Raw genomic sequence first — 12212 nt, 5'->3', positions numbered from 1 at the left:
GCGTCAGGCGCTTGGCGCGCCGGCCCCTGCTCTACCCTTTGCCTGGTTGGGGATGCCCGGCGTGCGCTTCCGCCGAGCAAGGCCGGGCCTTGCCGGCGATCAGCGCTCGCATGACAGCCGTTCACCGCGCCGCCACCGCGCTGGCTCCAGCCAGTTTCCGGCAAGGGCGCCCGCGTGTCGCCGCTGCGCTTCGCTGAAGGCGGCCGCATAGCGCGAAGCGCGGGCGGCGTCGGACCTCAGATATTGCGGCTGCGGGATGGCGAGTCCGGCCGAGATCATCACTTCGCCGAGGTCGCGTCCATTGATGGAAACCATGGCAACCGGCCTGCCGTAGCTCGATCGGGACGAGAGACGGATCTGCGCGTCGCCGCCCCGCAACGTCCGCGCGGCGAGGTCCTGGGCGGCTTTCCCACACTCCCAGCAGGCACCGGCCCGTTCGCACATCTGGTGCCGTTCGAAGGCATCGACCCCGAGCAGGCGGAAATCGGTCGCGACCGTGTCGCCATCGAGGGCGCGCGCGGTGGCGCTGAAGGACGTGTCCTCCGCCGCATCGCTGGGCGTGCAGGCTGCCGCCAGCAGCAGAGCCAGGACGGGAAGCCGTTTCATGCGACCATTTCGAGGACGATCAGGCCCGGCGTTGCCGGGTCGGTGGACACGCGGAACGGTTGCAGCGGGTTCGCGGTGCGCAGGATGCTGACCCTCTCCTGGGAATGATCGAAAATCCGGCCGCGACGCGCAGCGCGTTCTCGCGGCTGCAGAGCAGGCCGCGCTTGGGCGACAGGGCGTTCCTTTCGATGGCGATTGTCATGACATGATCCACTTCATCACGAGGATATACGGATTGATGTTCAGGCGAACACCGTCTTGTGGATTTTGGTGACGGGCACGATCGACCAGGCCCGCTCCATCAGCCGGCTGATCCGGTAGAAGCAGCCATTGTCCGGGTCGCGGAGCATCAGGCTCCGGCTGCGCTTGCAGACGACGAACTCCTGCGCGACGTGGCCGTCGGTGAAGGTCACCGGCTGGTCGAGCCGGATGCGATCGCCTTGGGCGAGCTTGCGCCCGCGCAGGGCCAGATTGGCGCGGCAGCGTTCGCGCCAATCGATTGCGTGACGATGCTCGGTCGGGGTCAGGAGATCGAGGATACGCTCGGGGCACTCGGCTTCGCATGGACCCATATTTTCGGTCAGTCGGGTAGGATTGGTGCTGCTCATGGAGTCAGCCCTGATCCCCCCGCCGAACCGCACGTGCAGCTTTCACCGCATGCGGCTCTCCACTGTGACGAACCATCACTTTGCCGTAGATCGGGCAGGCGGCCTCTGTGAGTATCCCAGTGGCATTGCTCGCACAGGACCACCGTCCTGCGGGCGCGTGCCACCTTCATTCTCACGACAAAACCGCGGTGCGAAACATCGGCCATCCCCCGGATATGGTGCACGTGACACGGAACATCGGATCGACCGCAAGCCTCGCATTGCTTGGCATTCTGACGATCAACCCAGTCCGTACGTGAGTGGGTGAACACCTGCGTCCAAGGCTGGATATCAATCCTGGACGAGGTGGCCGGATCACGTTTCAGATGAGCCAGTTTCCAGACTTTGACCGATCGGGGCTGGCCATCGACGTCGTAGCCGATGGTGAATTCCTGCCCCGTCCTCATGCGGGCCACGACCGCTCGCACATTGGTTTTGTGCTTGCTGGCCAAGGTCTTGAACAAGCTCCACCGCTGGAGAAACTCAAGCCTGTTCAGCTTGAAGCTCACATCCTTGGCGAGAGCATAGTAGTTCGCAAAACCCCGCAATTCGGCGTTGTAAGCTAGGACGATCTCAACGTCGCTGCAGCTGAGCAGCAGGCTACGATGACGCGGCTTCAACACCGACAGATCACCATAACCTTTTGCAGAAGCGAACGCGTGGACCTTCTCCCAAGGGACATGCAGCTGCATCACTTCCGACGGCGGCCTACGAAGGAAGCTGACGGAACCTTGTCGGCTCCGGACAACCCGTTGGCGTGTCGTATATGTGCGGACCTCATATCCAAGGAAGGCGGCTCCATCGCTCGCCTTGCGGATACCGCTTTTCTCCTCGGACACCGTGAGCGCCAGCGCCTCGGTCAGGAATGCCCTGACTTCGGCGAACACGCTTCGTGCATCCTCCTTGCTACCGATAACCCCAATCATGAAGTCGTCCGCGTAGCGACAGTAACGAAGTCGGCGATAACCGGGGTCCATCGCGTCTCTCGACGGGATGGACCGCTTTTGCGGCAGTAAGGTTTGGATTTTGGCCAAGGAGGCCGCAACCTTCACCTCGTCGACATTGTCTTTGGCCCGCAGCATGGTGACGCGCTTCCGTTGTTTCTGGATGCGCCCAGCCAGTCGCCCATATTCCGGGTTCGTGGCACGGACCTTCCCCCTCTCGAAAGCCGCGATCCGTTCCGCCATGAACATATCGAGTTCATGGAGGTAGATGTTGGCCAAGATTGGAGAGACGATACCGCCCTGCGGAGTGCCGCTGTAGGTCCGGGTGTGAACCCGGTCTTCCATAACACCCGCCTTAAGCATGCTGCCGATCAAGCCGATGAATTTCTCGTCATCGATCCTTTTCCGCAACAGCCGCAGGAGGATGTCGTGGTCGATGTTCTCGAAGAACCCCGCGACATCCACATCTACGAGCCATTTCACCCCCGTCCATACGGCTTTGACGTGTTCAAGCGCCGTATGACACGACCGGCCCGGCCGGAATCCATGGGAGGCGTTCGAGAACACCGGTTCATAGATCCGTTCGAGCAGTTGCCGCGCCACTTCCTGAACGAGGCGGTCGTCGCGCGTGGGAATGCCCAGCGGACGCCGTTTGCCCTTGCCTTTCGGGATAAACACCCGACGCACTGGTTTGGGATCATAGGTCCCTGCCGTCACGCTGGCGATAATCGGGTCGAGGTCTTCCGGTCCGAAGTCCGCGAAGGTCTCGCCGTCAATACCCGGCGTCATCGCACCCTTGTTGGATCCGATCTTCTGGAGCCCCTCCTCCCAAAGGAGGCGAGACCCCATCAGACGATAGAGTCCATTCACCCTTTTGCCCGACGCAACGAGCGCCGGAATGGCCTCCAACCGGCCTTTCACAGTTTCTGGCAGCATCAGCACACCCCATGATCGGTGGTTGAAGAATCACAGCTGCCGCCCTTCCCCCGGTCTTCCCCGCTTTCGGCCCGATCGCTCGAGACCTTATACAGTTGCACCGCCGCCTCCGAAGAGGTCGATGTCCCGGGCATTACCCCGGGCATTTGAGTAATATGGCGGCTCCGTACCCATGCAGGCCGGCAGAAGCCGCCTGTTTAGGGCATCCCGTAGTTACGCTGAATGGAGATGCGGCGCGGTTAGGTGTCCCGTTCGTCCACTAAACCCCTCGACGAGAGGCGCACCGGATGGGCTGAGAAACAGGCGGCCAAGACATGAGACCGCTGTCATCATCCGGACCTGGCGTGACAGTCGCTTTCGCCAGTATCGCTATATAGATTGCTGCAGACTGGGATTTAAGCAGTGTAGCCTTCACCATACGCACCTTGCCCTGACCGTCATCGCCTCCATTTGCGACTAAGACGCATCTGGCCTTTTCCGAACATGCTATTGTTCCCCGTCCCTTTCGGGATTTCAGACCTTGTGAGGCCCGAGGTTAGTCCGGCGAGCAGAGGCATTCTCAACTTACCTCATCATCACTGATACTCCATTTCAGCGCCGCAACGGCGCACTGTCCTTATACCCGAAGATCATTCCGTCCTTGTCGCGCGGGTTCCACCGCACGAGGCAGACGATGGCGAAAACCTCGCCGCCGATGCCGTTCTTCATGACCTGCACCGCGGCGTAATAGACCCGGTTGCCGGGGCAGGCCGAGGCCAGCACCTTGAGTCCTTGCGTGCCGCCATCCTCCTGTGGGCGGTCGTAGGTACACTGGGCGTCGAGGTAGGATTTGGCGGTTGCGTGGCCGCCGAGCGACGCACGCGGCATGTAGAGCCATCCCATGATGGTGTTCCTTTGCTTGTCGGTAATTGGGGAAGCGGGAGCCTCGGCGGCGCTCAGGCGGCGAGCGCCGGCACGGCCGGATCGGCGGGCGCGGCATCGCTCTCGGCACCGGAGAAGCTCTTCAGATAGGCGAAGGCCTGCTCGGCTTTGGCAGCCGCGTGGATGATGGCGGTCTTGTCGCCGCGCAGGATGCCGAGCCAGTGCCCGACATAGCTCGCATGGCTGTCGTGCAGCAGATTGGGCAGGCCGAGATCGGCGCAGCAAAGGCCGGCCCCGATTTCTGCGACGAGCTCTTCGAACGCATAGGCCTTATCGCCGAAGCGCTTGCCGAATTTGCGCGCGAGCCGGTCGGGGTGGCCCGACCAGTGGACTGTCTCATGGCACCTCGTCGAGGCGTACAGATCCATGCTGCGGAACGAGCTGCGGCTGGGCATCTGGATGTGATCGAATGTCGGTGTGAAGTAGGCCTGGTTGCCGCCGTGGCGGACGTCGGCGGGGATCGCGTCGAAGAAGGCGTCGATCGCGGCCTGGTGCGTCGAGGGCTCCACCGGCACCTCCGGCTCTTGCGGAGCATAGAAATAGGCCGGAAGCGCGTCGATCTGATCGGCATTGAAGACGACGTAGTGGCGAAGGAAGCGGATGTTCTTCTCGACCTCCCTGCCGGTTTCGGGATGCTCCTCGGTCTTCTTGAACGAGGAATAATAGACCGAGATCGCGCCGGTTTCGCCGCGCCGTACATTGGCCCCGAGCGCCTCGGCCTGGCGATAGGTCATCCAGAAGCGCGAGCGGTAGCCCATCGCGTCGCCGAGCGCCCACAGGTAGAGCGTATTGATGCCGGTATAAGGCGTGCCGCAATGCCGCAGCGGGCGCCCGCCGGCGCCGCTGCACCGCCAGGGTCTCGACCAGGGCGGGACGCCTTCCTCGAGCTTGCGAATGATGAGGTCGGTGATTTCCGCGGCGACGTCGCGGCTGGAGCGTCGTGAAGCTGACATGGTGGGAACTCCGGTGCGGACGAGAAGGAAACCGCCAGCGCGGGGTGCGCGCCGGCGGTGAGCACTCCAGTTGGTGACTGGCGTCAGGCCGCGAGCGCGTCCTGATCGTCCAGCTGAGATTCGCCGTCGGCGTCGTTCCCCGCGACCGTCTCCCGATCGTCGCCCTGATCCTCGGTGCTGTCGTCGACATCGAGATCGTCGGCGGGCACCTGGTCGAGGAACTTCATGGCGTTGGGCACCCAGGCCAGCGCCGCGTCGCGAACCTCCGGCTCGACGATCGCCTCGCCCGCGAAGAGCTTGGCGCACGATTCCGAGATCTCCGACTTCTTCATCGTCGCGTGACGCGCGGTGAGCGCGGCGCCGCCGACATCGGCGAGCAGCGTCAGGATCGAACCCTTGCTGACCCGGTCGAAGAAGTTCTCCGAGGTCGGCCGCCACCAGCTCGCGACGTCGATCTCCATGATCGTCGCGAGACGGTTGTGGAGCGGGGACTGTTCGGCGCGGGAATTGGGCGCCTCGAGCGACATCGCGACGATATAGCCTAGCCAGGCCGCCTTGCCGTCGTCGTCGAGCGCGCGGAACGCCTCGAACCGCTCGACCTGCGAGGGATATTCGGTCCAATCGGCATCGAGCCCGTCATGCGCTTCGGCGAGATAGCTGCGGGCACGGGTCGCGGGCTGCTCGCCGGTGACCGGGTCCTGCGGCGAGCGTGCGCGGATGGTCGAGCCATAGGCGCTTTCGGTGCTCATGCGGTCGTCGATCATCACGAACAGCGCATAGTCGAGCGCGAGCGCCGGATGGCTGAGGAGGGTCGCCGCCAGGACGTCGCGCCGCTGCATCGCAAGCTCGTCGTAGAGCCGCGCGCTGAGCGGCTTGCCGCCGGGCGCGACCGCTTCGGGCCGCGACGCCGGAGGCGCGGATTCCCTGCCTGCCCCGCTCGGCCGGCTGCGCGCCCCGTTGACCGCGGTGTCGCCGGTTTCCTCCTCGGTGCCGCCGATCCGGACGGGCTCCTCGCTGTAATATTCGGCGTCGAGGACCATTTCGCCCCTGGGAGTGAGCTTGAGGAAGGCGCCGACCAGCGGGCGCAGCTCGTCCGGCAGCACCGGCGCGACGTTGCGGATCGCCTGCTCCTCCTCGGTGAGCGCGTCATATTCCTGGTCAAGCGCCTTGTAGGCGTCCTCGCCGATGGCATCATCGTCCATCTCGACGGAGATCACTTCCTGCCGGGCCGAGATCGCCTCGATCCGGGCCTGCTGTTCCTCGGTCAGGTCGGCCGGGGGCAGGATGACGCGATAGAGGCCGGCAGCCGCGCTGTGGGTATAGTTGGACGCGATCGGCCGGATCCAGCCAAGGCCGAGTTCCTCACCGACGCGCTTGGCTTCCGCTTCCATGATGTCCGCGGCCAGCCGCTGCGCGATCTCGGGATTGACCCACTTGTCGCCGCTGTCGCTGAAGAGATCGCGGTCGACCTTGCCGCCAGCCTCCGCATAGCGATCCTCGCCGACCAGGATGGCGACGGGGTCGGTCGAGTTCATGGTCTCGTTGGCGATCACGCGGCGGATCGTGTCGGCGTTGGAGTAACTGGTGCCGTAGCTGTTCCAGACGAGAAGCTGCTTCTCCTGGTTCTCGGTCGACGCATAGGCCTTGGCGACGTCGAGCGTGATGGTGCCTTCGCTCAGCGCCTCGAAGATCGGCTCAGCGAGCGTCGCCAGCCGCAGGCGGCCCTCGACGAAGCGGCGGGTGAGGCCGAACCGCTTGGCGACACCCTCGATGTCGCCCGTCAGTCCAATGAAATACTGGAACGCGCGGCATTCCTCGGCCGGGGTCATCTTGAGCTGATGGAAGTTCGCCGCGGTCGAGGTCTCCGACAGGGTCGCCTCGTCGCCGACCAGAACCTTCACGGGAACGTCGTAGGTTTCAGGGTCAATGACGCCGCGGTCGGCGAGCATCCGCAGGCCGCGGAGGCGGCGACCGCCGTCGAAAACCTCGAAGGTGCCGCGCGGCTTCTTCACTGGCGTGACGAGAAGGTTCTGCAGAACGCCGCGCGCTTCGAGATCGGCCGCCATTTGCGGGATTTCGAGCAGTTCGTCGGGCCTTTTGCGGACGTTGATGGGCGATAGGGTGAGTTTGGCGAGCTTTACGGAAGCGGTCATGGGAAGGAGCTCCATCTGGCGTCCGGATCATCCCGAACACCAGCTCCGTCCCCCCTTCCCTTTCCCCGATCTGCTTCGGCCGAACTTGCATAGGCCGGAGCCGCCAGTCGCTCACCTGCGGAAGCTTCGATTTTTACTGTCGATGAACTGGTCGATGGTTAGGCTTGGTCCAGGGGGTGTACGTGAATCCGCTCGATCTGATCTCGGCCGCGCCGTGGAAGCGCGCTGCCTTCACAACCTATGCGCTTTCGCTATCCTTCTTCGAGGCGGTGCTTCTCGACGCTTTGCTGCGTGGCGGCGGGCGCAATGCTCTTGTTCTGGCCGATCCTGAGGGCGTGCGTGCCGGTTTGAGCGAGGAAGGGGCGCGCAGGGTCGGCCGCGACTATGAAATCGAACCCGTTGCCTGCACCAATCACGGCGTTTTCCACGCGAAGGTCTGCGCACTTTTCAGCGAGGACGATGCTCATCTGCTCGTCGGATCGGGAAATCTGACCTTCGCGGGCTGGGGCGGCAATCTCGAGCTGGTCGAGCATCTCCATCCTAGTTTCGCTGCGGACGCCTTCGACGATGCGGCCGACTTCTTCGGACAGATTTCGGCTTCCGCTCAGATCATCACGACAGCGGGACCGGCGTGCGAGACGATCGCTGCGTCGTTACGCCGGTCGGCGCAAGGACAGCCGCGGCCGGGCAATGTTCGCATGGTCCACAGCCTCGACGCGCCTATTGCGGAACAACTGGCGCTCTATGCGGAAGATCTGGGCGGCGTGACGCGCATGACAGCTGTTTCGCCCTATTACGATCTTCGCGCCGAGGGGTTGAATGCGCTCGCGGCGCTGCTGGAGATCGATGAAGCGCATCTCCATGCCCACCGCGCAGGCACGGTCCGCGGCCAGGGTTCGAACGCCTGGCCCTTCGAGGGTGGCAAGAGGTGGAAGGCTATCGATGCCGCCGACGCGTTCGGCCAGGATGACAGGCCGCTTCACGCCAAATCGATCGAACTGGTGTGCCGCAAAGGCCGCCTCGTTCTGAGCGGCAGCGCCAATGTGACGCATGCCGGACTGTTCGGCCGAAACGTCGAAGCCGGTGTGCTGCGCGTTCAGCGAGGCAGCAAGAATTATTGGGTGACGGCGCCGGCGACGGCCCCTGCACGACTGCCGGCCGACGAGCAGGACGAGAATGACGCGGTGGCATCCGCGGTCGGGGTCCTGGGCGCATCGCTCGAAGGCGAAACGATAACCGGCCGAACGCTCGCGCCCAGACTCTCCGGGAGCGCAAACGCCGTCCTGCGAACGCCCAGGGGATCCCACATGTTGGGCTCGGTGTTGATTTCCGACGACGGCCATTTCGAGGTCGATGCACCGCGAATCGAGTTCGAAAGCTGGGAGAATGGTCGCCTGATCCTCGGGCTTGAGCAGGACGGCAGACGCTGGGAGGGTTTCGTGTCGATCGCGGCTGCCCTCGAACTGATCCGACGCACGGGTTCGATCGCGCCCCGCCTCATGGCGATGCTCGCCGGCACGGAGACACCGACGGACGTTGCCGCCATCCTGGCATGGTTTCGTGAGGATCCGAGCCGCATGCCGGCATCGCTGGGCATTGGCGGCGGGGGAAGCACCGGCGGACCCAATGAGAGCGAAGGAGCGGTAACGCTCGCGGACCTTAAGGCGGCTGGCCTTGGCGCACAGTCATTTTCTGGAGCGAGCGACGGCGAAGCAACGTCCGCCTGGCGCCATTCCATGGCCCTCATCCGTGCCGTCTTCAGACAGTCGCGCGGACCCTGGGGCGGCGGCGGCGAGACCGATGACGACGACGATGAGGACGAGAAGGACCGGGAAAAGCGGGCGCGATCGGAGGAGGCGGCGAACCATCGGTCGCTGCAACTCTTCGACGAGCTCCTGACGGCCATGCTGGCGCCCGAGGCGGAGGGCCGCAACGCGCTCATGGCTCTGTCGCTATCGCATTTCCTGGCGGACCGGATCAGGCCGGCGCCGGGCAAGGTGCAACTCTGGCTCGACAAGGTGCTTGCGCACGTCGTTGCGCTTGACGGACCCGAAAGCGACATCGCCATCGCCTCCATTCTCCTTCATCACGCAGCTGATCGCCGGGACGACAATGCGATCCGGGCACGTCGCTATTTCCTGCGCCGCGGGATCGACCCGGCAAGCCTTTCCGTCACTCCGGATGTAATACCGGCATTCATGGATTTGCTGGGATCGGGCGTCGACCTCGACAGCTTCCTCGGCGAGGTCCTGACGGCAAGGACCATGGGTGAGCAGATCGACGCCTATCTTGCCGCTGGCGATGGCCGTGGCCCCCATGTCGGTTACGATAGCCTGAGGTCATCGCCGCACTGGCCCAATCTAGAGCGGGCGCTGCGTGATCCTTCGTCATACGCCAAACTGACGGTACTCGACTCCTTCAGACCCTCCTGCCCGCGGTGCCACATTCGCCTGCCTCTGGCGGCCGGGGAAGATCTGCGGTTGCGGGGTCTCAGCACCTGCTGCGGCCGAATCCTCATCAATCGGGATTGCTGACGATGACGGATCTGAACGAACTCCTCGATACCGCGCGCTCCGCTGGCGAGGCTCGCGCGGTCGACAGGAGCAAGATCAACTTCGGCGGGGTAGACCCGCTGGGCCTTAGGCAGATCAACTTCGGCCTGATGGACCGGGTGCTGCCGGACCTCAACAATGTGGCAAGCCACATCCGTCCCTACACCCTGATGGCCTGGGCCTGGCGGAGGGTGCGCCATGTTCTGGAGCGGGGAAAGCGGCAGAGCGCAAAGCCCGAAGAGATGCGCGATTTCGTCGACCGGATCGAGGCTATCTACGCGTGGTCACAGTTCCTGATCGACCCGCGTGCGGACATTCCGGGGGCGCAAGCCATGCGGCCGATGCTGGACGCGAAGCAGTATCGTTTTGGCGGTGAGGAATGGGAAGCCCGGCGCAACATGCGACGCTATTCGACAGGTTTCATATCGCCGCTGAACTACGGGCCGAGCCTGCGCACCATGGGCTGGCTGATCCCGGTCGAGGGCGCGGCAGGCATATTCCAACCCGATGCTTCCCTCGACCCGGTGCTCGACGCCTTCGAAAGAGGTTTCGGGGCGGAGCTGGGCCACGAGGCGTTCAACCGCTTCGGCAACGTGGTCGTCAGGCGCGCGGATGCCGAGCGCTGGGGCAAGCTTTGGACGATGGACAAGCCTCGCGCCGCGGAGGCGAAGGCCATGTTTACGAGGCTCGGCGGTGAACGGGCAGCTCCAGCCCGTCAGAAGGGTGTCGCGCTGGTCCAGGCGGCCTATGCGAATCTCGACGACGAGGAAGCCACCTACGAGGACATCAGGGTTCGGATGGCCGATCGCGCCGAAGCCTGGGACAGCGCGAGTGACCGCCCCCTGGCAGCGGACGAATGGCGCGCGGTGCAAATCCGCCAACTGTTCCGTCTTGCCCTCGAAGGCATGTTTTATTGGACGATCGGCGCACTCCTGCCTGGTCCTCGCTCGACGACACAACTGGCCCGGGCCTTCATCGGCGCTCTCGATAAGAAGTCATTGGCGGATAGTGCCGAAGCCTGGATTCTCGCATCAAAGGACGCAACCAACCCGGTGGAACGTCTTCGCGCCCTGCAGGGAGTCTTGCGTGACCAGGACCAGCTTCCAGCCGCTATCGTCGCTGCCCTCGCGCTCTGCCTGCGGGAAGCGCCGAACCAGGGTCATCCGTTCGAAAATCCGGATCGCTTGCCCCTGAGCCGGGCCAAGCGGGAGGCGCAAGGCTGGGGTGAGCTGACGCCGGCCGGTTTCGTCTGCCACATGCTCGAGATCTGGATCATGGCTCAGCACGCCTATTGGTCGGTAGGAAGAGGCCTTGCCGATGCACGCAATCGGGGCAAGACGATCCTGCGGTTGCGGATTGTCATGGACGAGGGCGGATGGACGCTGACGCCGGGCACCACCCGGCAGGGCAATCCGCCGGAGCCGACGCCGGACCGGCTGGAGACAGCCACCAGCCTGCTCGTCGAGTGCAGGCGACTCTAGAGAGCCGCTAGTGTCGCATCCGTGCAAGGAAATGGATGCGCGCTGCGATACAATGTTGCTGCGACCCGAGGGGCCTTCGAGTCGAAAGTTTCGGCGGCCTCCCACTTCCAAGCCTGTCCGGTCCTTACCGGGCAGGCTCTTTTTATGAGGTACGGGCGTGCCGCCAGCTCATGCCGGCAGCGCGCAAAGTCGGGCTTCAGCCGAACGCCGCCTCGTAGAAGGCAAGCCTCAGCGGCTCGTCCAGATAGGCTTCCTGCTCGATCCTGAGCGCTGAAGGGAAGACATCGCCGCCCGCGAGCCAGGCGGCTTCGGCATCCGGCGCCGCGACTACATCGGCGAGCGCAGTGGCAAGATCGAACCGGTCCACCGCATAGCCGGCGTTGAGCAGCGCGCCCTGCAGCGCGATCTCGTAAACCGCGCGCAGGGCGACCGACGCCAGCACGGAGGGGATAACGGCTTCCTCGGGATTGCTCGTGGCAATCCGGCACTGCTCGGCGTCAAGCGACACGGTGGTGCGGGATACGATCGGCCGGCTCGGATGCGCGGTGCAAAGGCCATCGGCGAGAACCGCGCAGGGCGCCAGGCTCTCGAGCAGCGGTCGATCCCAGCCGTCGCGGCGCCGCGTGGCCAATGCGGGAACGGCCTCCACGACCCCGGCGGGAAGGCTGCGCGCGAGGAACAGGATTTCCGGTGCGGTCGCCGCGACGCGCGTGTGACAACACCAGGCGCAGCGCGGACCGCATGCAGCTTCGGTCCGGATCTGCGCTGGGGTTCGCCGCTCGATGGTCGCATAGAGATAGCCGAAGAGCGGGTCGAGGGTGCCGGCGGAGCGCGCTTCGTCGATGGTGCGCCGTATCGAGCGCATCTCCCGGACGATCTCGCTGTCCGGGCTTATGTATGGGCGAGCCTCGCCAACAGACGAGGAAACCACGTCCGTCACGGCATGTTCTCCCGGCTATATTATCGTTATTTGCGCGCATTGAGATAGATAGATCATATCTGCCATTACTGCTACGCGC

General features: G+C 64.2%; 7 protein-coding genes and 2 pseudogenes. 2 read left to right on the top strand and 7 right to left on the bottom strand.

The window, feature by feature from the left end:
• Positions 1-99: 99 nt before the first annotated feature.
• From HJG53_RS16190 to HJG53_RS16165, 6 genes and pseudogenes are all read right to left on the bottom strand, one after another.
• A complete protein-coding gene (locus HJG53_RS16190) occupies positions 100-606 on the bottom strand; it encodes a thermonuclease family protein (protein WP_019054351.1) in 507 nt (168 codons plus the stop codon).
• 242 nt (positions 607-848) lie between these two features.
• A pseudogene (locus HJG53_RS16185) lies at positions 849-1190 on the bottom strand (hypothetical protein); the annotation flags it as partial.
• Positions 1191-1210: 20 nt separating this feature from the next.
• Positions 1211-3133 (bottom strand): reverse transcriptase domain-containing protein, encoded by a 1923-nt coding sequence (locus tag HJG53_RS16180; RefSeq protein ID WP_076709853.1) that lies wholly within the window; start codon positions 3131-3133, stop codon positions 1211-1213.
• Positions 3134-3745: 612 nt separating this feature from the next.
• A pseudogene (locus tag HJG53_RS16175) lies at positions 3746-4015 on the bottom strand (hypothetical protein); the annotation flags it as partial.
• 53 nt (positions 4016-4068) lie between these two features.
• Positions 4069-5007: an ArdC family protein gene (locus HJG53_RS16170; RefSeq protein WP_019054348.1), complete on the bottom strand. Its 939-nt coding sequence runs from the start codon at positions 5005-5007 to the stop codon at positions 4069-4071.
• Positions 5008-5090: 83 nt separating this feature from the next.
• Positions 5091-7160 (bottom strand): ParB/RepB/Spo0J family partition protein, encoded by a 2070-nt coding sequence (locus HJG53_RS16165; protein WP_031308780.1) that lies wholly within the window; start codon positions 7158-7160, stop codon positions 5091-5093.
• Between the two features lie 182 nt (positions 7161-7342).
• Between HJG53_RS16165 and HJG53_RS16160 the strand changes: the two genes are divergently transcribed.
• A complete protein-coding gene (locus HJG53_RS16160; protein WP_019054346.1) occupies positions 7343-9694 on the top strand; it encodes a hypothetical protein in 2352 nt (783 codons plus the stop codon).
• Positions 9695-9696: 2 nt separating this feature from the next.
• Positions 9697-11193 (top strand): hypothetical protein, encoded by a 1497-nt coding sequence (locus HJG53_RS16155; protein WP_019054345.1) that lies wholly within the window; start codon positions 9697-9699, stop codon positions 11191-11193.
• 196 nt (positions 11194-11389) lie between these two features.
• Here HJG53_RS16155 and HJG53_RS16150 read toward each other — a convergent pair whose 3' ends face one another.
• Positions 11390-12058 carry a hypothetical protein gene (locus tag HJG53_RS16150; protein WP_019054344.1) on the bottom strand — a complete coding sequence of 223 codons (669 nt, stop codon included), beginning with the start codon at positions 12056-12058 and terminating at the stop codon, positions 11390-11392.
• Between the last annotated feature and the right edge of the window lie 154 nt (positions 12059-12212).

It is taken from the genome of Sphingomonas sp. ID1715, from assembly GCF_013044515.1.
GTDB lineage: Bacteria > Pseudomonadota > Alphaproteobacteria > Sphingomonadales > Sphingomonadaceae > Sphingomonas_B.
This window is presented reverse-complemented; position numbering and strand designations above follow the sequence as displayed.